23 protein-coding genes and 1 riboswitch are annotated in these 24,668 nt (G+C 63.5%); of the genes, 13 read left to right on the forward strand and 10 right to left on the reverse strand.

All coding sequences use genetic code 11. The features are described 5' to 3' along the window. Window positions 1–18 precede the first annotated feature (18 nt). On the reverse strand, window positions 19–1,062 hold the full coding sequence (locus tag NKJ46_RS00705) for a LacI family DNA-binding transcriptional regulator (protein ID WP_352660629.1): 1,044 nt from the start codon (window positions 1,060–1,062) through the stop codon (window positions 19–21). 227 nt (window positions 1,063–1,289) lie between these two features. Between NKJ46_RS00705 and NKJ46_RS00710 the strand changes: the two genes are divergently transcribed. The 10 genes from NKJ46_RS00710 (at window position 1,290) to NKJ46_RS00755 (ending at window position 13,026) form a co-directional block, all read left to right on the forward strand. Beyond that, a complete protein-coding gene (locus NKJ46_RS00710) occupies window positions 1,290–2,264 on the forward strand; it encodes a sugar-binding transcriptional regulator (protein WP_352660632.1) in 975 nt (324 codons plus the stop codon). Between the two features lie 44 nt (window positions 2,265–2,308). Further along, entirely contained in the window at window positions 2,309–3,754 is a 1,446-nt protein-coding gene (locus tag NKJ46_RS00715) for an ABC transporter substrate-binding protein (protein WP_352489459.1), read from the forward strand. Window positions 3,755–3,906: 152 nt separating this feature from the next. After that, complete coding sequence (locus tag NKJ46_RS00720) at window positions 3,907–4,830, forward strand: carbohydrate ABC transporter permease (RefSeq protein ID WP_292653833.1); 924 nt, start codon at window positions 3,907–3,909, stop codon at window positions 4,828–4,830. 9 nt (window positions 4,831–4,839) lie between these two features. Next, entirely contained in the window at window positions 4,840–5,697 is an 858-nt protein-coding gene (locus NKJ46_RS00725) for a carbohydrate ABC transporter permease (protein WP_352660636.1), read from the forward strand. A 4-nt stretch (window positions 5,698–5,701) separates the two neighbouring features. Further along, window positions 5,702–6,820, forward strand: coding sequence for an ABC transporter ATP-binding protein (locus tag NKJ46_RS00730; RefSeq protein WP_352660639.1), 1,119 nt, complete (start codon window positions 5,702–5,704; stop codon window positions 6,818–6,820). Next, window positions 6,817–7,941 carry an ABC transporter ATP-binding protein gene (locus NKJ46_RS00735; protein ID WP_352660642.1) on the forward strand — a complete coding sequence of 375 codons (1,125 nt, stop codon included), beginning with the start codon at window positions 6,817–6,819 and terminating at the stop codon, window positions 7,939–7,941. The genes NKJ46_RS00730 and NKJ46_RS00735 overlap by 4 nt, the downstream gene beginning before the upstream one ends. Then, window positions 7,941–9,503 (forward strand): FGGY-family carbohydrate kinase, encoded by a 1,563-nt coding sequence (locus tag NKJ46_RS00740; protein ID WP_352660644.1) that lies wholly within the window; start codon window positions 7,941–7,943, stop codon window positions 9,501–9,503. The genes NKJ46_RS00735 and NKJ46_RS00740 overlap by 1 nt, the downstream gene beginning before the upstream one ends. 7 nt (window positions 9,504–9,510) lie before the next feature. After that, entirely contained in the window at window positions 9,511–10,551 is a 1,041-nt protein-coding gene (locus tag NKJ46_RS00745; RefSeq protein WP_352660647.1) for a 2-hydroxyacid dehydrogenase, read from the forward strand. 19 nt (window positions 10,552–10,570) lie between these two features. After that, on the forward strand, window positions 10,571–12,088 hold the full coding sequence (locus NKJ46_RS00750) for a glycerol-3-phosphate dehydrogenase (RefSeq protein WP_352660650.1): 1,518 nt from the start codon (window positions 10,571–10,573) through the stop codon (window positions 12,086–12,088). Continuing rightward, window positions 12,088–13,026, forward strand: coding sequence for a sugar phosphate isomerase/epimerase family protein (locus NKJ46_RS00755; protein ID WP_352661303.1), 939 nt, complete (start codon window positions 12,088–12,090; stop codon window positions 13,024–13,026). Before NKJ46_RS00750 ends, NKJ46_RS00755 begins: the two co-directional genes overlap by 1 nt. A gap of 47 nt (window positions 13,027–13,073) precedes the next feature. On the opposite strand, the gene fba is transcribed toward NKJ46_RS00755, so the two are convergent. Further along, window positions 13,074–14,138: a class II fructose-bisphosphate aldolase gene (fba, locus tag NKJ46_RS00760; RefSeq protein WP_352660653.1), complete on the reverse strand. Its 1,065-nt coding sequence runs from the start codon at window positions 14,136–14,138 to the stop codon at window positions 13,074–13,076. A 255-nt stretch (window positions 14,139–14,393) separates the two neighbouring features. On the opposite strand from fba, the gene NKJ46_RS00765 reads away from it, so the two are divergent. From NKJ46_RS00765 to derI, 3 genes are read left to right on the forward strand one after another with little or no spacing between them, the layout of a single operon-like run. Next, a complete protein-coding gene (locus NKJ46_RS00765; protein WP_352661306.1) occupies window positions 14,394–15,158 on the forward strand; it encodes a DeoR/GlpR family DNA-binding transcription regulator in 765 nt (254 codons plus the stop codon). Between the two features lie 10 nt (window positions 15,159–15,168). Beyond that, entirely contained in the window at window positions 15,169–15,927 is a 759-nt protein-coding gene (locus NKJ46_RS00770; protein ID WP_352660657.1) for a triose-phosphate isomerase, read from the forward strand. A 26-nt stretch (window positions 15,928–15,953) separates the two neighbouring features. Further along, window positions 15,954–16,397 carry a D-erythrulose-4-phosphate isomerase gene (gene derI / locus NKJ46_RS00775; protein ID WP_254818715.1) on the forward strand — a complete coding sequence of 148 codons (444 nt, stop codon included), beginning with the start codon at window positions 15,954–15,956 and terminating at the stop codon, window positions 16,395–16,397. Here the strand turns inward: derI and dhaL are convergent. The 8 genes from dhaL to NKJ46_RS00815 all read right to left on the reverse strand — a co-directional run bounded on the left by dhaL (window position 16,394) and on the right by NKJ46_RS00815 (window position 24,544). Then, window positions 16,394–17,032 carry a dihydroxyacetone kinase subunit DhaL gene (dhaL, locus tag NKJ46_RS00780; protein WP_352660661.1) on the reverse strand — a complete coding sequence of 213 codons (639 nt, stop codon included), beginning with the start codon at window positions 17,030–17,032 and terminating at the stop codon, window positions 16,394–16,396. The genes derI and dhaL overlap by 4 nt on opposite strands. Before the next feature lie 9 nt (window positions 17,033–17,041). Continuing rightward, entirely contained in the window at window positions 17,042–18,049 is a 1,008-nt protein-coding gene (locus NKJ46_RS00785; protein WP_352660664.1) for a dihydroxyacetone kinase subunit DhaK, read from the reverse strand. A gap of 69 nt (window positions 18,050–18,118) precedes the next feature. Then, complete coding sequence (locus tag NKJ46_RS00790; protein ID WP_352660667.1) at window positions 18,119–18,592, reverse strand: 6,7-dimethyl-8-ribityllumazine synthase; 474 nt, start codon at window positions 18,590–18,592, stop codon at window positions 18,119–18,121. Window positions 18,593–18,669: 77 nt separating this feature from the next. After that, window positions 18,670–18,816, reverse strand: a riboswitch (FMN riboswitch). Between the two features lie 115 nt (window positions 18,817–18,931). Next, the gene (locus NKJ46_RS00795) at window positions 18,932–21,241 is read right to left on the reverse strand and encodes a xanthine dehydrogenase family protein molybdopterin-binding subunit (protein ID WP_352660670.1); all 2,310 of its coding nucleotides are present in this window, start codon (window positions 21,239–21,241) and stop codon (window positions 18,932–18,934) included. A 98-nt stretch (window positions 21,242–21,339) separates the two neighbouring features. After that, window positions 21,340–21,711, reverse strand: a complete 372-nt coding sequence (locus NKJ46_RS00800; RefSeq protein WP_352660672.1) for a nuclear transport factor 2 family protein — start codon at window positions 21,709–21,711, stop codon at window positions 21,340–21,342. A 169-nt stretch (window positions 21,712–21,880) separates the two neighbouring features. Continuing rightward, a complete protein-coding gene (locus tag NKJ46_RS00805) occupies window positions 21,881–22,867 on the reverse strand; it encodes an FAD binding domain-containing protein (protein ID WP_352660674.1) in 987 nt (328 codons plus the stop codon). Between the two features lie 3 nt (window positions 22,868–22,870). Beyond that, a complete protein-coding gene (locus tag NKJ46_RS00810; RefSeq protein ID WP_352660676.1) occupies window positions 22,871–23,530 on the reverse strand; it encodes a 2Fe-2S iron-sulfur cluster-binding protein in 660 nt (219 codons plus the stop codon). A gap of 129 nt (window positions 23,531–23,659) precedes the next feature. Further along, on the reverse strand, window positions 23,660–24,544 hold the full coding sequence (locus NKJ46_RS00815) for a helix-turn-helix domain-containing protein (protein WP_352660678.1): 885 nt from the start codon (window positions 24,542–24,544) through the stop codon (window positions 23,660–23,662). Window positions 24,545–24,668: the final 124 nt, after the last annotated feature.

Genomic DNA, 24,668 nt, shown 5'->3' on the forward strand with positions numbered 1-24,668 from the left:
TTGTGCGCCGCTGAGGCGTCAGTTCCGTCCTATGGGTGCCGGGCCATGGCTTGCCCGCGAGACAAGTGTCGGCCGGACCAGCCGCGTCAGTGGCGCGTCCGGCCTGTTGCCGATGACGGTCAGCAGCATCTCGCCGATCTCGCGCGCGCACTGGCGGATCGAGGCGTCGAAAGTGGTTAGCCCAGGCGGCGCATAGGCTGAGGCGGCTATGTTGTCGAAGCCGATCACCGAAAGGTCGCGAGGAACGGCAAGGCCGGCGCGGGCAGCCTCTTCCATCACCGTCAGCGCCAGCTCGTCGAACAGCGCGACAATGGCCGTCGGCCGGTCGGTGGCGTGCAGCAGCCGATTGATTGCCTGGATGCGGGCACCGCGATCGAACCGCGGCGCCGTCGCCACATCGAGCCTGACCGACGGATCGCCTCGGCGGGCGATCGCGGCAGCGAGCCCATCCTGCCTGAGATGGCGAAACGTCATCGGCTCGGAAATCGTCACCAGGCCGAAATGGCGGTGTCCGAGATCGTAGAGCATGTCGAAGGCCTCGCCGAATGCGTGCGCGCCATCGGTATCGAGCCAATGATAGGCAAAGTCACCGTCGAGCAGCCGGCCATGCGCGACGAACGGAAAATTGCGTTGACGCAGATAGGCAAGCCGCTCGTCGACCTCGGCGATGCGGGTGACGACGACCCCATCGGCGCGTCCGGATTCGACGACATGGCGAAGCACTGAAAGTTCCGACTGGCCCTGCGCCGCTGCGGCCAGGATCAGGTCGGAGCCGTGCGAAACCAGCCCTTCGCCGAGCCCTGTGACGAATTCGCCGAGGAAGGAATCGACCAGATTGGGGCCGCGGATCGGCAGCACCATGCCGACAAAACCGCTGCGGCCGGAGACCAGCGTGCGGGCTGCCGTGTTCGGCACATAGCCAGCCTGGCGCGCGGCCTCGGTGACACGTTGGCGCGTTTTCAAGGCGATCTGCTCGTGGCCGGCAAGGGCGCGCGAAACGGTGGTAATCGACAGGCCGAGCTGCGCGGCAAGTTCCTTGAGGGTGGTAACGCGGGCCGGCATCGTTCCTCCCGAACGAAGTTTGAAACGTTTGTAATACGTCCAAGCGAAATTGCAAACGTTTTAAATGCGCATGGTCAGTGTTATTTCTTGCCGGTTGGTTCGCGTGGCTCCTGTTCGGCCCCGACCGGCTGGCTCCCGGATAGCGATTTAAACGCAACGGTTGCTTGACTCGGGCGATGCCTTGTGAAAAATTTTGCAGCAACTGATAAAAATATCAAAGGGCGGAAATGGTTGGTTTTGGCAACGGCCTGCTGCCCGACGATGAGACCGGCATGGCAGCCCGCGCCGCCTGGCTTCACTATGCCGGCGGCCTGACCCAGTCGGAGGTCGCCAAACGGCTCGGCCTGACCAGCCTCAAAGCGCATCGCCTGATTACCAAGGCCAATCAGGAAGGCCTGGTCAAAGTCTATATCGACGGCGAAGTCTCAGAATGCGTGGAACTCGAGGACGAGTTGTCCGGCCGTTACGGTCTCGACTATTGCGAGGTAGTTCCGGACTTCGATGCCGAAGACCTGCCGCTCAAGGCGCTCGGCATCGCGGGCGCGCAGTTTCTCAAGCGCGAGATCGAACGCGGCGAGGAGGCGCTGATCGGCGTCGGCCACGGCCGCACACTTGCCGCCTGCGTGGAATATCTGCCGCGTATATCGGCAGGCAGGATCCGTTTCGTCTCGCTACTTGGCGGCCTGACGCGCAAGTTCTCGGCCAATCCGCATGACGTCATCCACCGCGTCGCCGAACGGACCGGTGCGGAAGCCTATGTGATGCCCGTACCGATGTTCGCCAACACGGTCGAGGATCGAACCGTGTTGCTCGGGCAGAAGGGCGTCAGCGATGTCTTCGACCTCGCCAAGTCCGCCGACTTGCTCATCGCCGGCATCGGCACCGCCGAGCGTGAGGCCTCGCTTGTCGCCACCGGCATGATCGAGAAGGGCGAGATGGAGGAGATCCGCCGCAACGGCGGTGTCGGCGAACTGCTAGGGCATTTCTTTGACGACGCCGGAAAGGCCGTTGCGACGACGCTTTCCGACCGGGCGCTGGCGCTGGCGCGCGAAGACATCAGCAACCGCAGAATTGTCGCCGTCGCCGGCGGCAAGGTGAAGGTTCGCGCCATCAAGTCAGTGCTGGAGGGCCGCTATCTCAAAGGCTTGATAACCGACGAGCGGACGGCGCGATCGCTCGTGGAACAGACGCCGGTCGGGTAGCCGGCAACCATTTCGTTGAAACTACCCTGTGGAGGAGAAGAGAAATGCATGAGAAAGAGAAAGACCTCATCGACGCATTCCTGCGTGGACAAGTCGACCGCCGTGGGCTGATCAAGGGCCTCGGTGCAATGGGCCTTGCCGCCAGCACCGCCGGTACACTGCTCAATTTCGGGCAGACCCGCGCCCTGGCGGCTGATTTCGACTGGCAGGCGCACAAGGGCAAGACCATCAAGCTGTTGCTCAACAAGCATCCTTACGCCGATGCGATGATTGCCAACCTCGACAATTTCAAGAAGTTGACCGGCATGGAAGTCGTCTATGACGTGTTCCCCGAAGACGTTTATTTCGACAAGGTTACCGCCGCGCTGTCGGCCAGCTCGCCCGAATACGATGCCTTCATGACCGGCGCCTACATGACCTGGACCTACGGCCCGGCCGGCTGGATCACCGACCTCAACGAATGGATCAAGGATCCGGCCAAGACCAACCCGAAATATGCCTGGGACGACTTCCTGCCAGGCGTCAAGAATTCCTGCGCCTGGAACGGCCAGCCGGGCGGCGCGCTCGGTTCGGAAGACGCCAAGCAATGGTGCATTCCGTGGGGCTTCGAGCAGAACAACATCACTTACAACAAGGGCATGTTCGACAAGGTCGGCGTCAGCGTTCCCGGCAATATGGATGAGATGGTCGCTACGGCGGCGAAACTTACCAAGGATGTCGGCGGTGGCGTCTACGGCATCGGCGTGCGCGGCTCGCGCTCCTGGGCAACGATCCACCCAGGCTTCCTGTCGGCCTACGCCAATTTCGACCAGAAGGACCTGAACGTCTCGGCTGACGGCAAGCTGTCGGCCGCGATGAGCACCGCCGAATCCAAGGCTTTCCACAAGCAGTGGGTCCAGATGATCCAGGAGAGCGGCCCGAAGGACTGGTCGACCTACACCTGGTACCAGGTCGGCACCGATCTCGGTGCAGGTGCCTCGGCGATGATCTACGACGCCGACATCCTTGGTTACTTCATGAATGGCGGCGACAACAAGATGGCCGGCAAGCTCGCCTTTTCGGCATTCAAGGCCAATCCTGCCGCCAAGGCGCCGACGCCTAACATCTGGATCTGGTCGCTGTCGATGTCCAACTTCTCGAAGGACAAGGACGCCACCTGGTACTTCATGCAATGGGCATCCGGACCCGAGCACGCGTTGTTCGGTGCGACCAAGATGGACTTCGTCAATCCGGTCCGTCAGTCGGTCTGGAACGACCAGATGTTCCGCGACAAGCTGAACAAGAGCTATCCGGGTTATGTCGAGATGTTCGACGTCTCGGCGCCGGGCGCCAGCATCAAGTTCACTCCGCAGCCGCTGTTCTTTGATCTCACCACCGAATGGGCGGCGACGCTGCAGAAGATGGTGGCCAAGGAAGTGCCGGTCGACGAGGGCCTCGACAAGCTGGCCGAGAGCATCAACAGCCAGCTCAAGGAAGCCGGGCTCGGCTAGGCCGCGGCCAAGGCTGGCCCGTCCGCGGGCCAGCCTTTGAGATGTGATACGTTTGCGACGCGGTCCCGAAAGGTGCCGCCTGCTCGCCCGACCGGCCGCCTTGCTCCCTTGGGCGGCCGGGACGGCGAAGCAACAGGATGACGGAGCAGCCGATGACTGCGGCAACAATACAAAGAAACAGGCCATCGGGCTTCAGGATCAGCAAGCGGGTGCTGCCCTATCTCCTCAGCCTGCCGGCCCTGCTGGTCTGCATCGGCATCCTGATCCCGTTCTTCACATCGGTGGTCTATTCGTTCCAGCGCTACCGGTTAAGTCAGCCCTGGGCGCGGCAGTTCAACTGGGGCGACAACTATATCTCCTTCTTCACGGACCCGAAGTTCTGGAACACGCTGGAGATATCGCTGCTCTACGCCGGCATCACCGTTGTGCTCGAACTGCTTCTCGGTCTCGGCATCGCCATGCTGCTGCAGAAGCGCTCGACGCTGAACAACTTCATCTCGATCATGCTGCTGATGCCGCTGATGACGGCACCGGCGCTCGCCGCGCTGATGTGGAAGCTGATGACCAACCCCGGTTTCGGCGTGCTCAGCTATCTTGCCAGCCTGATCGGCCTGCAGGATTTCCGCTGGGCCTCATCGCCGTCGACGGCGCTGCTCACCGTCGTGCTCGTCGACATCTGGGTCTACACGCCTTTCATCATGATCCTGCTGCTTGCAGGCCTGCGCAGTCTGCCGACGCAGCCATTCGAGGCGGCAGCACTCGATGGCGTGCCACGCAGCTTCGTCTTCTTCCGCATCACACTGCCGATGCTGACGCCCTACATCCTGACGGCGACTTTGTTCCGCCTGCTCGATTCCATCCAGCAGTTCGACATCATCTACGCCATGACGCAGGGCGGCCCAGGCGATACGCTGACCGTGTTCCAGGTCGAGGCCTATCTCAACTTCTTCCAGTCGACCAATGTCGGCCGCTCGGCGGCGCTGATGATCATCCTGTGGGCGATCACCTATTTCCTCTCGAACATTTTCATCAAGAACTGGCTGCGGCTGCGCGAACGCGCCCGCGGCCAGGCATAGGAGGCTGGCGTGGAACACACCTCGCTTCTCGAACGCATCCTGCGCGGCATTGCCCTGGCGCTGGTCGTGATCTTCTTCATGTTCCCGATCGTCTGGATCCTGATGATGTCGTTCCAGACCAACGAGACAATCCTGCGGATTCCGCCGCAGCTTGTCTTCGAGCCGACGTTCGCCAACTACACGGCCTTGATCACCGGCAAGCTGATGACGGCGGCCGGCACGCTCGACATCGCCTTCATGCGCAACCTGTGGAATTCCGTCTTCCTGTCGGTCACCTCGGTTGCCGTCGCGTTGCTGCTCGGCGTTCCGGCGGCCTACGCCTTTGCGCGGCACAAATTCCGCGGCTCGGAGGACATTGCCTTTACGCTGCTGTCGTTCCGGTTTGCGCCGGCGCTGCTGGTGCTCCTGCCGCTCACCCTCTATTTCCAGAAGCTCGGGCTGGCCAACACCTATATCGGGCTGATCTGGGTCTATCAGCTGATCTGCCTGCCGTTGATCCTGTGGATCGTGCGCGGTTATTTCGAGGACATTCCCGCCGACATCGAATACGCCTACCGCATCGCCGGCCATTCCTGGTTTGCCACCTTCCGCAAGATTGCGCTGCCGCTCGCCGGCCCAGGTATTGCCGCTGCCGGTCTGCTCGCCTTCATCTTTGCCTGGAACAATTTCGTTTTTGCATTGGTGCTCGCCTCGGCCGACAAGCAGCCGGTGACGGTCGGCGCGCTCGCCTTCATCACCTCCTCGGGGATCCAGTATGGCCAGATCTCGGCGGCGATCGTGCTGTCGATCACGCCGACGCTGGCGCTCGCGCTCTATGCGCAACGCTATCTCGTCGAAGGCCTGTCGCTTGGCGCGGTGAAAGGATAGTCCGATGGCAAGCCTCGAACTGCGAAACATCGTCAAGCGCTATAAAAGCCAGACCGTTCTCGACAATCTGTCGCTGACCGTCGCCGACGGCGAAACGCTGGTCCTGTTCGGGCCGTCCGGCGCCGGCAAGACGGTGCTATTGCGGCTGGTGGCCGGCGTCATCGACCCCGACGAGGGAAAGATCCTCATCGGCGGCGAGGACATGACCGATCTCGACGCCGAGTTCCGCGGCGTCGGCATGGCCTTCCAGAACTTCGCGCTGTTCCCGCATATGACGGCGTTCGATAACATTGCGACGCCGCTGCAGGCGAAGCACTCGTCGCAAGGAACGATAAAGACCGGCGTCGAGAGCGTCGCCAAGCTGTTGAAAATCGGCCATGTGCTCAGCCACAAGCCGCGGGCGCTGTCCAACGGCCAGAAGCAACGCACCGCGCTTGCCCGCGCGCTGGTCGGCTCGCCGCCGCTTCTGCTGCTCGATGACCCCTTGCGCAACGTCGATGCCAAATTGCGCTTTGAAATGCGGCTGGAATTGCCAAGACTGCTGGCGGATCGTGGCGCGACCGTCATCTACGTCACCCAGGACTATAAGGAGGCAATGGCGCTCGGTGACCGCATCGCGGTGATGTCGCAGGGCGTCGTCAAACAGCTCGGCACGCCCGAACAGATCTATCGCGAGCCGGCCAATGTCGAGATTGCCCGGCTGTTCGGCGACCCGACCATCAACCTTCTGGACGTCAAGCCGTCGCGGGACGCCAAAGGCATCTATGTCGGCCTGTCCAACGTCCAGGTCCATCTTGCCGGCGCTCACGAGGCGGCGGTCGGCCGCGACTGCGTGATCGGTTTGCGGCCGGAGGCGCTGGCGTTTGTCGATGAAGGCACGCCCGGCGCCATCCCGGTGACGGTTGAGGCCGAGACGCCACTCAACGAGAAGATCGTCACGCTGGTGCGAACCGTGCGCGGCCGTGAAATCCTGGTCTCGCGTCCTTCCGGGACGCCGGGCCGATCCGAGGGCAAGGTCCACATTGCCGTCGACAGCAAAAGCGCCCTTTTGTTCGATCGCACAAGCGGCGAGCGCATCGGCTCGAAAAACGTCGTCAATTTGCGCAGTGGAGAAGCGGCATGAGCCCGACCGCAATCACCATTTCGGGCGTCGACAAGTTCTATGGCCCGATCGACCGCGGCGTGCATGCGGTCAAGAACCTGACGATGGAAATCGCCAAGGGTGAGATCGTGGCGCTGCTCGGCTCGTCCGGCTGCGGCAAGACCTCGACATTGCGCATGATCGCAGGCTTCGAAGAGGTCTCGCGCGGAACCATCGCGGTTGCGGGCCGCAAGGTGCACACGTTGCCGCCGGTCAGGCGCAACGTCGCAATGGCCTTCGAGGGCTATTCGCTCTACCCGCCTCTGACCGTGCGTGAGAACATGGCATTCGCCCTCAAGGCCGCCAGGCTGGCGAAGAGTGCGGTCGATACAAAGGTTGCCAACATCGCCAAGCTGCTCGAGATCGAGGACATTCTCGAGCGCTATCCGAGCTCGATCTCCGGCGGCCAGCAGCAGCGCGCCAGCCTCGGCCGGGCGCTGATCCGCGAGGCCGACCTGCATCTGCTGGACGAGCCGATGGGCCAACTCGAGCCGCAGCTTCGCGCCGTGCTGCGCGGCCGCATCAAGCATTTCATCAAGGAGCGTGGCCTGACCGCGATCCTGGTCACCCACGACCAGACCGAGGCCAATGCGCTGGCCGATCGCATCGCTGTCATGGAGGGCGGCGTGCTGCAGCAGTTCGACACGCCTGACAGGCTCAAGGAGCGGCCGGCAAACCTGTTCACCGGCACCTTCGTCGGCGAGCCGCCGATGAATGTCTTCGAGGCCTATGTCGGCACGGCTGCCGGCAAGATCAGTCTCAAGCTGCCCGACGGGCTTTCGCTCGACTACGACAAGGATGCGTTCAGCGGCCCGGTTCGCGACGAATTGCTCAACCGGCAGCGCGTCGTCATCGGCGTCAGGCCCTATGCGGTCCGCCGCTCGAAGGATGGTGTGCCGGCGACGGTTTCGGCCAATCAATGGCTCGGCGACCAGACCCATATCGCCGCCGATTTCGCCGGCGGTTCGCTGGTCCTGGTCGAACATGACCGGACGCGCCTGGAGCTCGGTGCACCGATCAAGATCAGCATCGATCCGAAAAACCTCCACGTCTTCGATCAGGCGAGTGGTGACGCCATTTCGCACGGCACGGAGCTTGCCTGATGCGGGATGTGCTGATCGGCATCGATGCCGGCACGTCTGTCATAAAATCCGTCGCCTTCGACACGGCGGGCGGACAGATCGCGGTCGCCGCGCTGCCCAATAAATACGAGACACTGCCGGGCGGCGGCGCCGAGCAGGACCTGGCCCGCACCTGGGCCGATACCGCGACGACCTTGCGCGAGCTTGCCGACAAGGTGCCGGATCTCGCCAGCCGGACCATTGCCATCGCCGTGACCGGGCAGGGCGACGGTACCTGGCTGATCGACAAGGATGGCGAGCCGGTGGCCAAGGGCTGGCTGTGGCTCGACGCGCGCGCTGCCGCGGTCGTCGAGGAGATCCGCGCGCGGCCAGAGGACCGGGTGCGCTTCGAAAAGACCGGCAGCGGGCTCGCTGCCTGCCAGCAGGGATCGCAGTTCGTGTTCATGAAGCGCCACATGCCCGCGATGCTTGCCAATGCAGCGACGGCGTTCCACTGCAAGGACTGGCTCTATTTCAAGTTGACCGGCCACCGCGCCACCGACCCGTCCGAGGGAACTTTCACCTTCGGTGACTTCCGCACGCGCGGCTATTCAGATGATGTGCTCGAGGTACTCGGCGTCACCGATCTCCGGCATCTATTGCCGCCCATCGTCGATGGCACCAGGCAAAGCACCTCGCTGTCGGCGGCAGCAGCCGATGCGACCGGCCTGCTCGCCGGCACACCGGTCGTTCTAGCCTATGTCGATGTCGCCTGCACGGCGCTTGGGGCCGGCCTGTTCGATCGCGAGCGCAAGCCGGGATGCTCGATCATCGGCTCCACCGGAATGCATATGCGGCTCGCCGAAACGCCGGACGAGGTGCTGCTCAACGAGGCTGCAACCGGCTACACGATGACGATGCCGGCACCAGGCGTCTTTGCGCAGATGCAGTCGAACATGGCGGCAACGCTCAATATCGACTGGGTCCTTGGCCTCGCCTCCGGCATTCTCGCCTCGCAAGGCATCACGCGGACCAATGGCGAGATGATCGCGCTGGTCGACCAGTGGATATCGTCGTCCGAGCCAGGCTCTCTGCTCTACCAGCCCTATGTCTCGGAGGCAGGCGAGCGCGGGCCATTCGTCGATGCCAATGCCAGGGCAGGCTTCGTCGGCATTTCGTCCAGGCACGGCTATGCCGACATGGTCCGCGCGGTGTTCGAGGGGCTGGCTTTCGCGGCACGCGATTGCTACGCCGCCATGGGGCCGCTGCCCAAGGAAATCCGCCTGACCGGCGGAGCGGCCAGGAGCCCGGCGCTGCGCAAGATCCTGGGTGCTGCGGTCGGCGCCGACATTCGCACCAGCGAGCGCGAGGAGGCTGGTGCTGCGGGCGCTGCAATGATTGCTGCGGTCTGCGTCGGCCAGTACGCATCGATGGACGATTGCGTCAGTGAATGGGTCACACCTTTGCTCCGTGCGGCCGAACCCAGCGACCGGAAACTTGCCGCTGCCTATGAGGCGATGGCTCCGTCCTACGCATTGGCGCATGAGGCGCTGCGGCCGGTCTGGCGTTCGATGGCCGCGTCCAGGCAAACCGACGTGAATTGAGAAGAGCATGCCCAAGAAAATTGCGATCATCGGCGACCGCTTCATGCTTCCGGAAGTGTTTCGCGAGAAAATCGAAGCGGCCTGCGGCGACAATATCGACATCCGCACCGTTGAGACCGCTTGGCCCGACGAGCCAATGCAATTCGGCAATGCCGCGCTTAGTCTGGATAAGGTCAAGGAATATTTCGGCGATCCCGACGAGGTGGTGGATTTCATCGGCGACGCCGAAATCTTCGTCACCCAGCTTGCGCCGCTCTCCGAAGCCATGATGCAGCGCCTGCCCACGCTCAAGCTGGTTGTGGTGTCGCGCGGCGGGCCGATCAACATCGACATGGCGGCCGCCAAGGCCCATGGCATTACCGTTGTCAACGTGCCCGGCCGCAATGCCAGCGCCGTAGCCGAGTTCACCATCGGCGCCATTCTCGCCGAGACGCGGCTGATCCGCGTCGGCCACGAAGCCTTGCGCAAGGGCGAGTGGCGCGGCGATCTCTACCGCGCCGACCGCACCGGCCGCGAGCTCAACGAAATGACCGTCGGCGTCATCGGTTACGGCAATATCGGCACCAGGCTGGTTCGCCTGCTGCGCGCCTTCGGCTGCCGCATCCTGGTCTGCGATCCCTATGTGCAATTGAGCGCCGAGGACCGCAATGCCGGCGTCGAACTGGTTGCGCTGGACGATCTCCTGTCGCGCTCCGACGTGGTCACGCTGCATTCCCGGGTCACCGAAGAGACGCGGGGTCTGATCGGCAAGGACGCCATCGCCCGGATGAAACCCGGCGTGATCTTCGTCAATACCGCGCGCGGACCGCTGGTCGACTACGATGCGCTCTACGAGGCGCTCGTCTCGGGACACATCGGCAGTGCTATGCTGGAGACGTTCGCCGTCGAGCCAGTGCCTGCCGACTGGCCGCTGTTGCAGCTGCCGAACGTGACGCTGACGCCGCATATCGCCGGCGCGTCGGTACGCACCGTGACCTACGCGGCCGAGCAGGCGGCGGAGGAAGTGCGCCGCTTCATCGCCGGCCTGCCTCCGGTCAATCCATGCTGACGACAGGGCATAGAGCGAGATGAGCGGTGAAACCGAAATCGTCGACCTCTTCGTCATCGGCGGCGGCGTCAATGGCGCCGGCATCGCGCGCGATGCGGCAGGCCGGGGCCTGTCGGTCATTCTTTGCGAAAAAGACGATCTCGCCGAGGGCACCAGTTCGCGATCGGGAAAGCTCGTTCATGGCGGTTTGCGCTATCTCGAATATTACGAGTTCCGCTTGGTGCGGGAGGCGCTGATCGAACGCGAGGTGCTGCTCGAATCCGCGCCGCACATAATCTGGCCGATGCGCTTCGTGCTGCCGCACAGCCCCGATGACCGGCCGGCCTGGCTGGTCCGGCTCGGCCTGTTCCTCTACGACCATCTTGGCGGCCGCAAGCGGCTGCCGGCCACGCGCACGCTCGACCTGCGAACCGCGCCAGAAGGCGCGCCGATCAAGGACGCCTTCAAGCGCGGCTTCGAATATTCCGACTGCTGGGTCGATGACGCTCGCCTGGTCGTCATCAACGCGCTCGACGCCGCTGAGCGCGGAGCCAGGATATTCACCCGCACCGCCTGCATCGCCGCCCGTCGCGAAAACGGCCTGTGGTCGGTGGAGATGCGCGACGGTCGAACCGGCGTCAGGACCACAGTTCGGGCACGGGCGCTGATCAACGCCGCCGGACCCTGGGTCAACGACGTCATCAACCGCGTCGCCGGCCAGAATTCCAGGCGCAACGTGCGCCTGGTCAAGGGCAGCCACATCGTCGTGCCGAAATTCTGGGAAGGGCGGCAGGCCTATCTCGTCCAAAACAGCGACAAGCGGGTGATCTTCATCAATCCCTATCAGAACGACCTCGCGCTGATCGGCACCACCGACATTCCCTATGAAGGGCGGCCGGAGGACGTGACCGCCGATGCGAGCGAGATCGATTACCTGATCAAGGCAGTCAATCGCTACTTCAAGCGCCAGCTCGCACGAAGCGACGTCGTCTACTCGTTTTCCGGCGTCAGGCCGCTTTATGACGACAATGCCGACAATCCGAGCGCGGTCACCCGCGACTACATATTCGAACTCGACGCACCGGCTGGGCAGGCGCCGCTGCTTTCGGTCTTCGGCGGCAAGATCACCACCTTCCGCAAATTGGCCGAGCACGCGCTCGACCGTATCGCCCCGTTCTTTTCGAAAATGGGCAAGCCGTGGACCTCGAAAGGGCACCTGCCGGGCGGCGATATCGCCAATGCCGATTTGGAGCAGTTTCTGGGCGACCTCGGCCATGAATTCCTCTGGATGCCGGCATCGCTGGTCAAGCATTATGGCAGGCTCTACGGCACAAGGACGCGCGATCTGGTCGGCGCGGCCACCTCGCTCGCCGAACTGGGCCGGCGCTTCGGCAAGGATTTTTTCGAGCGCGAAGCCAATTACCTGTTCGAGCATGAATGGGCCGAGACCGCCGCCGATATTCTCGACAGGCGCACCAAGCACGGCCTGCATCTGTCCGCCGCGGAAAGAACCGCCTTCGAGGACTGGTGCTCGAGCCGGCTGGCAAAGGCCGGCTGATGGCCTTCACGCTTTCGCTCAATACCAATCCGCTGGTCAACCGCTTTGCGGAGCCGGACGACCTGATCGACGCGATCGCCTATCAGATCGGTATCAGGGACGTGCAGCTCACGCATGAATTCGTCAATCCCGGCTGGCCGGCGGCGACGATCGCCAAATTCGTCCGCCTGTTCCGTACCGCGCTTAACCGCACCGGCGTGCGCGTGACCTCCGCGATGACCGGCCCTTACGGCCGGCTCAATCATTTCGGCCATCCCGATGCCGACGTGCGGGGTTACTACGTCGACTGGTTCAAGACCTTTGCCGAAATTTCGGTCGAGCTCGGCGCCGCGGGCATGGGCACGCAATTCGCGATCTTCACCCATCGTGACTACGACGATCCTGAGCGTCGCGCGCGGCTTTTCGACATCGCGCTGGGATGCTGGCGCGAGGTCGCCGAGCATGCCAAAGCAGCCGGCTTGACCTACCTGTTCTGGGAGCCGATGTCGGTCGGCCGCGAGTTCGGCCATACGATCGAGAGCTGCCGGATGCTGCAAAGCGAAATCGATGCGGCAGGGATAGCGATCCCGCTCAAGATGATGGTCGACATCGACCATGGCGACGTGACGTCGAGCAATCCGGACGACATCGACCCCTATGCCTGGGCCGAAGCCTTTCCCCGGCAGTCGCCGATCATCCACGTCAAGCAATCGTCGATGAACAAGGGCGGCCATTGGCCGTTCACTGCGACCTACAACATCGACGGCCGCATCACGCCGGAAAAGCTCCTTCAGACGGTTCGCCGTGGCGGCGGCGTCGACAACGAGATCTGCCTCGAACTGTCATTCCGCGAGCGCGAGCCGGTCGACCATCAGGTCGTCGCCATGATCCGCGAGTCGGTCGACTACTGGGCACCATTTATCGAGACCGGCCGGGCCGATCTCTTGCCGCGAGTATGATCGGATGAGCAGGAGCCGAAGCGGCTCCTGCTCAGAACCGGAATATGTCAGCCAAATTTCGGATCGAGGCTTCCGGACTTGTAACGTTTGGCCATTTCCGACAGCGGCAGCGGCTTGATCTTGGGAGCGTTGCCGGCGGTGCCGAACTGCTCGAAGCGCTCCTTGCACAGCTTCCGCATGGCGGCCATTGCCGGCGTCAGATATTTGCGCGGATCGAATTCGCTCGGGTTCTCGGTCAGCACCTTGCGGATCGCGCCGGTCAGCGCCATGCGGTTGTCAGTATCGATATTGATCTTGCGCACGCCGTGCTTGATGCCGCGCTGGATTTCCTCGACCGGCACCCCCCATGTCGGCTTCATCTGGCCGCCATATTTGTTGATGATCTCCTGCAGCTCCTCCGGCACCGAGGACGAGCCGTGCATGACGAGATGCATGCTCGGCAGACGCCGGTGGATTTCCTCGATGACGTTCATGGCCAGCACGGCGCCATCCGGCTTGCGGCTGAACTTGTAGGCGCCGTGGCTGGTACCCATGGCGACTGCCAGCGCATCGACACGGGTGTCGCGCACGAATTGTTCGGCCTGCACCGGGTCGGTCAGCAGCTGGTCGTGGCTGATGACTCCCTCGACGCCATGGCCGTCTTCCTGTTCGCCGCCGCCCATCTCCAGCGATCCGAGAACGCCGATCTCGCCTTCCACCGAGACACCGCCCCAATGCGCCATGTCGACGACGCGGCGGGTGATGCCGGAATTATAGGCGTAGTCGGCCGGCGTCTTGCCGTCTTCCTTCAGCGATCCGTCCATCATCACAGAGGTGAAGCCGTGCTGGATCGCGGTGACGCAGGTCGCTTCGTTGTTGCCATGGTCGAGATGCATGCAGATTGGGATATCGGGATGGATTTCGACCAGCGCGTCGATCAGCTTGGCCAACACCACGTCGTTGGCGTAGGCTCGCGCGCCGCGGCTCGCCTGCAGGATAACCGGCGATTTGGTCTCCTCGGCTGCCTCCATGATAGCGAGGCCCTGTTCCATATTGTTCATGTTGAAGGCAGGCACGCCATAGCCGTATTCGGCGGCATGATCGAGCAATTGTCTCAGTGTGATGCGAGCCACTCAGTAGTCTCCCGTATCCGGTTTCGAGCCAGTGTTTGCGGGCTGTTCGGTTGTCGTCGAGCCCCTAATGCTTCTGGCCGGATTTCCGCGGCACCGCAACCGCTGGGCGCTCGGCCGGCAGCAATTCTTGTTACAGCACGCGACCAGAAGCGCATGATATCCCATAAAGATATAACATTATCACAAAAAATTTGGTGGCTTGTGCGACGTTTGCTGTTATATCTCGGAGCCGGGGTGCACGAGGAAGCCGCGGAAATGAAGAGCGACGGCCGTCGGCAAGGCATCATGGATTTTCTGATGGACATCGGCACCGCCAGTGTCGACGATCTTGCCTCGCGCTTCGGCGTGTCGAAGATGACCGTCCACCGCGACCTCGACGAGCTCGAGGAAAGCGGTTTTCTGCGCAAGGTGCGCGGCGGCGCCTCGATCCAGCCGAGCAGCCTTTTCGAGAGCGATTTCCGCTACCGCCAGCGGCTGGCCGGCGACGAGAAGAAGCGCATCGCCGCCGCTGCCGTGACGATGATCGAACCGGGTCAGACGGTGATCATCGACGACGGCTCGACCGCGGGGGGCGTTGCTCGGCATCTTGCCGATCTGCGTCCGCTAACGGTGATCTCGAACAATCTGGCCGTCATCCAGGATTTGGCGGGCGTTGCCGGGATTAACCTGATTGCGCTCGGCGGCCAATACAGCAAGAAGTTTCACGGTTTCTTCGGCCTGCTCGCCGAAGACACGCTGAAATCATTGCGCGCCGATGTCGCGTTCCTGTCGTCATCGGCCATTCATGGTGCCTCGGCCTTTCACCAGGATCAGGAAGTGGTCCAGACCAAACGGCTGATGATGGCCGCAGCAGCGCGCAAATATCTGCTGGTCGATCATGGGAAATTCGGCCGCACTGCCTTGCACTTCCTGACCGATCTCAAGGCCTTTGACACGGTCTTCACCGGCCGCGAGCCGCAGCCGCAGATGCGCGCCGCGCTGGATGGTGCCGGCGTTTCGCTGACAGTGATCGCAGAATAGGAGGGCACGTATGGTTTATTGGGTCGGCACCAGCTGGAAAATGAACAAGACGCTCGCCGAAGCGATGATTTTCGCCGAGGCGCTGGCGGAGTTCGTCCCCGGTTTCGACGAGCGCATCCAGCTTTTCGTCATCCCGCCTTTCACGGCGATCCGCGAGGTCAAGAAAGCGCTGTCGCCGACGCGCATCAAGGTCGGCGCGCAGAACATGCATTGGGCCGACGCCGGCGCCTGGACCGGCGAGATCTCGCCGGTGATGCTGAAAGACTGCGAACTTGATATGGTAGAATTGGGTCACAGCGAACGGCGCGAGCATTTCGGCGAGACCGACAAGGCGGTCGGGCTGAAGACTGCGGCCGCGGTGAAGCACGGCTTGGTGCCGCTGATCTGTGTCGGCGAGACTCTGGCACAGCGAGACAGCGGCCAGGCCGCTGCGGTGCTGGCCCTGCAGGTGCACGGCGCGCTGCAGTTTCTCGAAGGCGCGGCGAAGGCGGCGACGATCCTGTTTGCCTATGAGCCGGTCTGGGCGATCGGCGATAAGGGCGTGCCGGCCAGTTCGGACTACGCAGACAGGCAGCAGGCGCTGATCAAGAAAATCGCCCGCGACCTGCTGCGAGTTGTGCCGCCGGTGCTTTATGGCGGCAGCGTCAATCCGCAAAATGCCGCCGAACTGGTCGGCCAGCCCAATATCGACGGCTTGTTCATCGGCCGCTCGGCCTGGCAGGCGGAAGGCTATATCGACATCCTCCAACGCGCCTCGGCGGCGATCTGAAGCATCGAACAGGAAGGAAACCGAACATGAAAATAGCCATTGGAGCTGATAGCGCCGGCAAGCCGCTGCTCGACGTCATTGCCGCTCACCTCGCCACCAAGCCCGGCCTCACGGTCAGCGACCTCAGCCAGGCGGGCTACTATGCCGACCTGTCGCAGAAGCTCGCGCAGACGATCCTGGACGGCGAAAACGACCGCGGCATCCTGTTTTGCGGCACCGGCATCGGCGTATCCATATCCGCCAACAAGGTCCCCGGCATTCGCGCTGCACTCACCCACGACACCTATTCGGCCGAGCGCGCTGCAAAATCCAACAACGCCCAGATCATCACCATGGGCGCGCGCGTCATCGGCCCGGAACTGGCCAAGTCGATCGTCGACGCCTGGCTCGCATCGGAATTCGATGAGAAGGGACCATCGGCCGGCAATGTCCAGGCCATCGACAGGCTCGACGCGGCGAAGCGGGGTTAGACCAGACTGTTCCGCATCGCCCTGATGATCGTCACGGCCGATGCGGCGCCGGGGTCCATGTGCCCCAACGAGCGCTCGCCGAGCCGCGATGAGCGGCCCTTGGCGGCGATCATGTCCTTGGTCGCCTCGGCACCTCGTTCGGCCGCCGCAAGTGCAGCCTCCAGGCTCTCGGACAGGCTCTTGCCGGCTTCCTGCGCGGCACAAGCTGCCTGCGTCGCCGGCAGCCAGGCGTCGACCATCGTCTTTTCGCCGAGCTCGGCCTTGCCGCGATCCTGGATGCCTTGCGCCATCGCCCGGAACATGGCGACGACGTCTACGTCCTCTAGAATTGCCCTGCCTTTGACGGCGACGGCACCGCGCATGAAGGCCGTCGCATAGAGCGGGCCTGACGAGGCGCCGACCGCGTTGAGGAACGACTTTGCCGCGGTGTTGAGCAGTGCCGTCGGCTCGGTCGCCGAGAGATCGAGCGAGGCGAGCGCATCGCGCACCGCGCCGAAGCCGAGCGCCATGGCGATGCCGTGGTCGGCGTCGCCGATGACGCCGTCGAGTTGGCAGAGCCTGTCCTTGTCGGCGTCGATCGCCACCGCGATCGCATCGAACATTCCTTTCAAGCCGGCTGAATCGATCGACGTCATGATGCTCTCTCAGCCGGCGCGGAACATGGCGCAGTCGCAAGGGTGGTCGAGCATCTCCTGCAATTCGCCGTCGAGATGCATCAGCGTCACCGAGGCGCCGGCCATTTCGAGCGAGGTGCAATAATTGCCGACCCAGGTCGCGTGGACAGAAACGCCGATGTCGTCGAGCCTCTGCTTGACCCGCCGGTTCATGATGTAGAGCTCCATCAGCGGCGTCGAACCGAGCGAATTGACCAGCACGGCGACCTTGTCGCCGCGCGTCGGCGCCATCTCGTCAAGGATCTTGTCCAGCATCTCGTCGGTGATCTCGTCGGCCGTCTTTAGTTTTCCACGCGCGGTGCCCGGCTCGCCATGGATGCCCATGCCGATCTCCATCTCGTCCGGTCCGATCTCGAAATTCGGCCGGCGGGTCTGCGGCAGCGAACAGGGCGAAAGCGCCACGCCCATAGTGAACGTCTGATCGTTGGCCTTCCTGGCGATACGCTCGCATTCATCGAATGACAGCATCCGGTCGCATGCGGCACCGACAGCCTTGAAGATGAAGAAATTGCCGGCGACGCCGCGCCGCTTCTGTCTCTGGTCGCGCGGCGCCGAGGCGACGTCGTCGGTGGTCAGCACGGTGCGCACTTCGATGTTGTCCATTGCCGCCATTTCGGCGGCCATGTCGAAATTCATCACGTCGCCGGCATAGTTGCCGTACATGAACAGCACACCGGTACCGCCGCTGGCCGCTTTGGCGCATTCGAGGATCGGGTCCGGCGGCGGCGAGGCGAAGACATTGCCGATCGCGGCCGCGTCGGCAAGCCCCTTGCCGACAAAGCCGAGGAAGGTCGGCTCGTGGCCCGAGCCACCACCGATGACGAGGCCGACCTTGCCGGGGCGTGGCCCGTCGCGGGCGACGATGGAGCGGGGGCTGCCGTCCGCACGTCTGAGATGGCGCGGATGCGCGGCCAGAATGCCCTCCAGCATCTCGTCGACGGAGCGGTTGCCGTCATTGATGATCTTCTTGGTCTGCACCGGCATCCTCCCTGGTTTTCGTGAGATACTACAGCGCCTTACCGGGATTTCCACCCGGCGACGGAGGTTTCACGCCGCGATGCGTTCGCGTGTCGCCAGCAGTTGCACGCAGGCGCTGGCCGCCTCTTTGCCCTTGACCCTGAAATGCTCGAAAAAGAAGCGGTGATGGTCAGCGCTGTCATGGTAGTTGTGCGGCGTCAGCACCGCCGACAGCACCGGCACGCCAGTTGACAATTGCACGTTCATCATGCCGTCGATGACCGCGCTCGCCACGAACTCATGCCGGTAGATGCCGCCGTTGACGACGAACGCGGCGCCGAGGATAGCGGCATAGCGGCCGGTTTCGGCAAGCGTCTTTGCATGCAGGGGAATCTCATAGGCGCCGGGAACATCGAAGACATCGACGGCAAAGCGTTTCTCTCCGAGAACCGCCAGTTCCGCCTCGAATGCTTCAACGCATTGGTCGACGATATCGGCGTGCCAGCGCGCCCGAATGACGGCGACGCGGATCGTTTCATAGTCGTTATGGGAATGCTGATTCATGGGTCCATCCTTCCGTTTCGAACCAGAATCAGGACGCACGATACGGAGTTCGAACCGCGAAAGCGGATCGTCTTCCATTTCGTTCTCTTCCATCCGGACTGTGACCGTCGGCTCCGGAATCGCACCGGATCTGCTGACCTTTCCGATCATCTGGAAAGCGCTCGCGGGCTTGGGCCGAGACCCTTACCGCCGGTGGGGACTTTCACCCCGCCCTGAGAACATTGACGGCCTTTGTATGAAAGGGCTGGATGGCGCTGTCAACCACCGGCGTCGTCGCGGATGGCGCAGAAATAGCCATCCGTTTCGACTTGTCACAATTGAGAGCGAGAGAGGAAAGCGTCAAATGGCGATCACAGGCAAGGCAGGCAGCACCTTGTCCAAGGTGATGGGAAATTCACGCACTCGCGCGCCGGTCGCGTTGTAGATGGCGTTGGCGACAGCAGCCCCCGCACCGCACACGCCGAGTTCGCCGAGACCCTTTGCGCCAAGCGGGTTGGCCTTGTCGTCGTCTTCCTCGAGGAAGACGACCTCCATCGCGGGGACGTCGCCATTGACCGGCACATGATACTCGGCAAGATCGTGATTGACGAAGTGGCCATGGCGCGGGTCGAGCACCGTCTGCTCCATCAGCGCTGCACCGATCCCCCAGGTCATGCCGCCGATGATTTGCGAGCGCGCGGTCTTGGCGTTGAGGATACGCCCCGCGCCGATCACAGTCAGCATCCGGCGCATGCGGATTTCACCGGTATCGCAATCGACAGCGACCTCTGCGAAATGCGCGCCATAGGAATGCTGCGAATAAGTCTTGTATGACTGGGTGGTGGCGCCCGCGGCTACGGAGCCTTCAGCCTCGAGGCCGTCGGGAGAGATCCCTCGGATGAGATCGGCCAGGCTCGCCGATCGCTGGCCAATCCTGACCTCGCTGTCGGCAAAGCTTGCCTCGGTGGCGTTCGCGCCGCGCAACGGCGAGGTTTTGCTCGACTGCGCCGCCTCCAGGATCCGTTCCTTGAGGGCGTTGCACGCATTATGCAAGGCCGAACCCGCGCTTGCTGCGCCCCAGGACCCGCCGGAGCCGGCGGTACGCGGGAAGCGACTGTCGCCGAGCTCCACCTTGACGGACGAGATCGGCAGGCCGAGGCTCTCGGCGGCGATCTGGGTCAGGATCGTATAGGTGCCGGTGCCAATATCGGTCATGTCGAGCCGCACCGTAACCCGAGCGTCCCGGTCGATCGCCACTCGCGCCGTCGCCGCGCCGATATAGTTCGGACGGATCGCCGCCGCCATGCCGTAGCCGATAAGCTTCCGGCCCTCCCGGGTGCGGCCCGGTGTCGGGTTTCTCCGCTCCCAACCGAAACGGCGGGCGCCTTCCTCCATGCAGGCGACGAGATTGCGGGTGGAGAACGGCACGCCGCGCTCGGGATCCTGTGCCGGTTCGTTGCGGATCCTGAGTTCGATCGGGTCCAGGCCGACGCGCTCGGCGAGCTCATCCATGGCGCATTCGAAAGCCAGCATGCCGGGCGCTTCGCCCGGCGAGCGCATCCATTCGCCGCGGTTGATGTCCAGCGGGACCAGGCGATGGCGGGTGAGACGGTTCGGCGCCGCATAGAGCGAGCGCGCAAAAACTGCCGTTTGTTCGCAGTACTCCTCGAAGCTGGAGGTTGCGGACCAGACATCGTGCGCGATGCCGGTGAGCCGCCCGTCGGTGTCCGCGCCGAGACGTACCTGTTGGACCATCTCTGCGCGATGACCGGCATTGGCGAACATCTGTTGCCGCGTCAGCGCGATCTTCACGGGGCGCTGCAGCACCTGCGCTGCAAGTGCGGCCAGGATCGTGTCGGCATGGGCAATCAGCTTGGAGCCGAAGCCTCCGCCGATGAAGGGGCTCACGATGCGCACTCGCTCGGGCGGGATGCGAAGCGTGCTGGCGACCCCGGCCCGGAAGTTCGCGAGAGTCTGCGCCGATGTATGGATCGTCAGCTCGTTGCCTGACCAGGCAGCGAGCGTTGCATGCGGCTCCATCGGATTGTGATGTTCGAAGGGGGTCCGGTAAGTGGCATCGATGTTGATCGGCGCCGTCGCAAAGGCGCTCTCAAAGTCGCCTACCGCGCTGTCGGTCTCGAAGCCGGCATTTGTCCGCTTTGGTGCATAGGCGTCGGCCTCATGGCCCGTTAGATCGTAGAGGCCCGGCTCCTTGTCGTAGCGTATTCTGATGAGGCCGGCAGCAGCGCGTGCCGCCTCGAACGTCTCCGCAACGACCAGCGCGACGGGCTCGTCGTAATACCGCACCCGATCGCTGTTGAGCGCGGGCCGGGCGCGGGTGAAGACCTCCGGCACCGTCGGCGTGACCGACGGGCCGAAATCCGGCTGGGCCGGCGCATTGCGGTGCGTCATGACGAGCAGCACCGCCGGCGCCCGTTCGGCTTCGGTCGTGTCGATCTCGGCGATGCGGCCCTTGGCGACGGAGGCGCCGAGAATGTAGCCATAGGCTGTACCATCCAGGTCATTCTCGTAAGCATATGTGGCGCCGCCCGTCACTTTGAGCGGACCGTCGATGCGGTCGATCGGCCTCCCGATGATGCCGGCATCGGGACGAGGTTTCACCCTTGAATGGGTGGCGGAGCCGGGCAGTCCGGGTATGGTCTCGTTCATAAGTCACCTAAAGATTTTCATTTGGAGTTCGGAAGCATCGAGGCCGCGACGACGCCTCTTCCTTGCACCTTCATGTTCGTCGCGCGGCGGCCCGGAGCTCACGCGGCGATCTCGCCGAAATACTCGCGAAACTCGACCAGCCTCCCCGTCGGGCCGGCCCGCATGAAGATCGCATGCAGGCCAGTGTAGGGCGCGCCACTGATTGTCCCGCTCCCGCGATCGCAGACGATGACCCAGTCGGCCGCGAAGAGCTTGAGATCGACGGTCGATTTCGTAATCCTGTTTCCCTGAGCTTGATGCGCGGCGGTCCAGGCTGCGAGTGCCCGCTTGCCTTCTGGCGGTCCGTGTCGGCCTCGTTGCTCGCCGACAGGGAATTGGAAGGTCATCGTCTCATCGCAACAATCAAGGAATGCCGTCCAGTCGCCAGAGGCCCAGCCGGCAAAGAAGGCGTCGACGGCCGCCTCGAGCACGTGCCGAGCTCCCGGGTCGGATGTGGCGCCCAAGCTGCGGCGGCAGAAACAAAAAGGCCGCCACCCGCGGCGGCAACGGCGCGTCGCGTGAGTTTCATATCGATCTCCTGCTCGGCGCCTGCATCTGGGAACCGCTGTTCGGGGTCGTCGTCTCTGTCATCGCATCACCTCATGCACGTTCGACGGCAGCAGCGAGCGTGTGCCGCATCGTCCGTTTCGCCAGCGGGATCTTGAAGTCATTGCCGCCATGCCCGACGGCTCCGGCGAGTGCGACTTCGGCCGCGTTGGTAAAGGCAGCGTCGGACGCCGACGCTCCTGCGAGCGAGCGCTCCGCCTCCGTCGCGCGCCAGGGCTTCGCGGCCACGCCGCCCATGGCGATCCGAGCGCTTCGGATACGATCGCCGCTTTTCTCGACGATTGCTGCCACCGACACCAGCGCGAAGGCGTAGGAAGCACGGTCGCGCACCTTGCGGTAAAGCTGCCGGCCGGGTGGTGGCGGCGGTAGGTTAACCGCGACGACCATTTCGCCGTGGCCGAGCACGGTCTCGACATGGGGCATCGTCTCGGGCAATCGATGGAAATCACCGATCGGGATCGTGCGGGTCTCGCCGCCGGGCGAGACGGTCTCGATCCTGGCGTCGAGCCCGGACATGGCGACCGCCATGTCGGAAGGATGGACCGCGATGCAGGCTTCGCTCGCGCCGAGTACGGCGTGCATGCGGTTGAAGCCTTGAAGCGCCGCGCAGCCCGAACCCGGCTGGCGCTTGTTGCAGGGCATGTTGCGGTCGTAGAAATAGGGGCAGCGCGTGCGCTGCAGGAGATTGCCGCTGGTCGAGGCCTTGTTGCGTATCTGGCCGGACGCTCCCGCCAGCAGCGCTTGTGTGAGCATCGGGTACCGCGACCTTACCCGCGGGTCGGCGGCAAGATCGCTGTTGCGGACCTGGGCGCCGACCCGAAGCCCGCCTTCTGCCGTCTCCTCGATCCGATCAAGGGGCAGCCGGCTGATGTCAACGAGATGCGCTGGGCGCTCGATCTCGAGCTTCATCAGGTCGAGCAGATTGGTGCCGCCGCTGATGAACTTGGCGTCCGGCCGGGCCGCAACTGCGGCGGCCGCCTGCTGGGCACTCGTCGCACGTTCATAAGTGAAGGACTGCATTGCTCATGCCTCCTCTGCCGCGTCGCGGATTGCAGCGACAATGTTCGGGTAGGCGGCACAGCGGCAGATGTTGCCGCTCATCCGCTCGCGGATCTCGGCATCTGTGAGAGCGACGGAAGTCGCTGCCACGTCGGCGCTCGCATGGCTTGGCCAGCCGGCCCGCGCCTCGCCCAGCATGCCAACCGCCGAGCAGATCTGGCCTGGCGTGCAGTAGCCGCACTGGAAACCGTCGCGGGCTACGAAGGCGGCCTGGACCGGATGCAGCCGGTCGCCCTCGGCAAGCCCCTCGACCGTGGTGATCTCGTCGCCTTCATGCATTGCGGCCAGCGTCAGGCAGGAATTGATCCGGCGTCCATCGACAAGCACCGTGCATGCGCCGCACTGGCCGTGGTCGCAGCCCTTCTTCGAGCCGGTGAGGCCGAGATGGTTGCGCAGGGCGTCGAGCAGTGTCATTCGCGGGTCGAGCTCGATGGCAAGATCCTTCGCGTTGATCCGCAACGATATCGGTATCGTCGGTACCGGCGAGGACGATGCAGCCGCCGTGACGGTCTCGGCCGGCTCCGCGTCAACCGGTATTCCGGTAGCCAGGAGCACCCCGGTCGCAACACCGCCTTCCAATACCATCCGACGCGTCGGCCCGCTCCTGTTGTCCGTTTTGGCCATGCATGATCTCCCAGTCGCAATGAAGCGCAGACGGCAACTTGACCCGAGCGAACCCTCGGGTTCTGTCACCCAACGACACTGGAGGTGGGAGTGCGGGCGGCGGCTTTCTTTCAAGAAACCGGCGCACTATCAGGATTCTGGAGAAGAATTCACCCGATAGGCACGAGGCGTCATGCCCCTTAGACGCCGGAAGGTCGTGGTGAAATGGCTCTGGCTTGAGAAGCCGAGCCGAAAGGCAATGATACCGATCGACAAACCCGTCTCGCGCAGCAGCGCCTCCGCTCGCCGCACCCTTTCCTCGATCACATAGGCATAGGGTGGAAGGCCGGTCGTCGCCTTGAAGCGACGCGCAAAACTGTCGACGGCCATGCCCGCGACGGCTGCCAGCTCGCTTAGCGAAATGTCGGAATTCATATGCGTATCGATGTAGTCCCGAACGCGAGCAAGTGCTCGGCGGCTGAGGCAGCCGTGACGTACAAACCGCGGTTGCTCCCGGCTCAGGTTGGCCACGCGGAGACTGACGAGGGCGACCAGATGCTCGACATAGGCAGTGTCCGGCTTGTGGCCGAGTGCCATCTCGTCACGAAGCGAACTCAGCAGCGTGGCGACGACCGCGTCCTTCTTGTTTACCAGTATAGGCAGGTTCCTCAGGCGTTCGCATCCGGGAAGCCCGATATCGGGATCGATCCACAGGGCTGAATAGGAGAGGTTTACATCTCGATAGAAGCCGTGTCGCTCCGCGCCTGCCGGGACGAAGGTGAGGGCTCCGGGACGGTCCCTTCCGTCGTAAAGGGATCGTGCCCCGTGCCGGATGGATGTGTGGGACGTGCCGCCTTCTTCGGTCAGCACGATCAGATGATGAGGGGCTGTCCAGCGGAGCTCCGCCTCCCGGCACGCCCACCGCCGATTGTCGAAAACGATCGAGGAGCTGACCCATGACGCGGTTTGCAGGGGCTCCGACTTCTCCTCCTGGCTCCGAATCCGTCCGTCACCAAGCAACGGTCTGAATGACATCGCGGCATCCCGCTGGTTCACTCGCCGGCCCGTGGTCAGCCCCGGCTTCGAGCGTTGGGCGCCGCCCCGCCGCTACGCATACGGCCGTCCATGTGGGACAGGCAACCGGCGTTTTTAACCGTGC

It is taken from the genome of Mesorhizobium sp. M0166 (genome assembly GCF_040322255.1).
Taxonomy (GTDB): domain Bacteria; phylum Pseudomonadota; class Alphaproteobacteria; order Rhizobiales; family Rhizobiaceae; genus Mesorhizobium.

Excerpts from the sequence above, each read along its gene's own strand:
- NKJ46_RS00750 (WP_352660650.1), top strand. The coding sequence starts at position 10,571 with ATGAGCGGTGAAACCGAAATCGTCGACCTCTTCGTCATCGGCGGCGGC.
- NKJ46_RS00710 (WP_352660632.1), top strand. The coding sequence starts at position 1,290 with ATGGTTGGTTTTGGCAACGGCCTGCTGCCCGACGATGAGACCGGCATG.
- NKJ46_RS00815 (WP_352660678.1), bottom strand. The coding sequence starts at position 24,544 with ATGTCATTCAGACCGTTGCTTGGTGACGGACGGATTCGGAGCCAGGAG.
- NKJ46_RS00730 (WP_352660639.1), top strand. The coding sequence starts at position 5,702 with ATGGCAAGCCTCGAACTGCGAAACATCGTCAAGCGCTATAAAAGCCAG.
- NKJ46_RS00795 (WP_352660670.1), bottom strand. The coding sequence starts at position 21,241 with ATGAACGAGACCATACCCGGACTGCCCGGCTCCGCCACCCATTCAAGG.
- dhaL (WP_352660661.1), bottom strand. The coding sequence starts at position 17,032 with ATGACGTCGATCGATTCAGCCGGCTTGAAAGGAATGTTCGATGCGATC.
- NKJ46_RS00715 (WP_352489459.1), top strand. The coding sequence starts at position 2,309 with ATGCATGAGAAAGAGAAAGACCTCATCGACGCATTCCTGCGTGGACAA.
- NKJ46_RS00720 (WP_292653833.1), top strand. The coding sequence starts at position 3,907 with ATGACTGCGGCAACAATACAAAGAAACAGGCCATCGGGCTTCAGGATC.
- NKJ46_RS00765 (WP_352661306.1), top strand. The coding sequence starts at position 14,394 with ATGAAGAGCGACGGCCGTCGGCAAGGCATCATGGATTTTCTGATGGAC.
- NKJ46_RS00790 (WP_352660667.1), bottom strand. The coding sequence starts at position 18,592 with ATGAATCAGCATTCCCATAACGACTATGAAACGATCCGCGTCGCCGTC.
- NKJ46_RS00740 (WP_352660644.1), top strand. The coding sequence starts at position 7,941 with ATGCGGGATGTGCTGATCGGCATCGATGCCGGCACGTCTGTCATAAAA.
- NKJ46_RS00810 (WP_352660676.1), bottom strand. The coding sequence starts at position 23,530 with ATGGCCAAAACGGACAACAGGAGCGGGCCGACGCGTCGGATGGTATTG.
- derI (WP_254818715.1), top strand. The coding sequence starts at position 15,954 with ATGAAAATAGCCATTGGAGCTGATAGCGCCGGCAAGCCGCTGCTCGAC.
- NKJ46_RS00755 (WP_352661303.1), top strand. The coding sequence starts at position 12,088 with ATGGCCTTCACGCTTTCGCTCAATACCAATCCGCTGGTCAACCGCTTT.
- NKJ46_RS00705 (WP_352660629.1), bottom strand. The coding sequence starts at position 1,062 with ATGCCGGCCCGCGTTACCACCCTCAAGGAACTTGCCGCGCAGCTCGGC.
- NKJ46_RS00745 (WP_352660647.1), top strand. The coding sequence starts at position 9,511 with ATGCCCAAGAAAATTGCGATCATCGGCGACCGCTTCATGCTTCCGGAA.
- NKJ46_RS00770 (WP_352660657.1), top strand. The coding sequence starts at position 15,169 with ATGGTTTATTGGGTCGGCACCAGCTGGAAAATGAACAAGACGCTCGCC.
- NKJ46_RS00805 (WP_352660674.1), bottom strand. The coding sequence starts at position 22,867 with ATGCAGTCCTTCACTTATGAACGTGCGACGAGTGCCCAGCAGGCGGCC.
- NKJ46_RS00735 (WP_352660642.1), top strand. The coding sequence starts at position 6,817 with ATGAGCCCGACCGCAATCACCATTTCGGGCGTCGACAAGTTCTATGGC.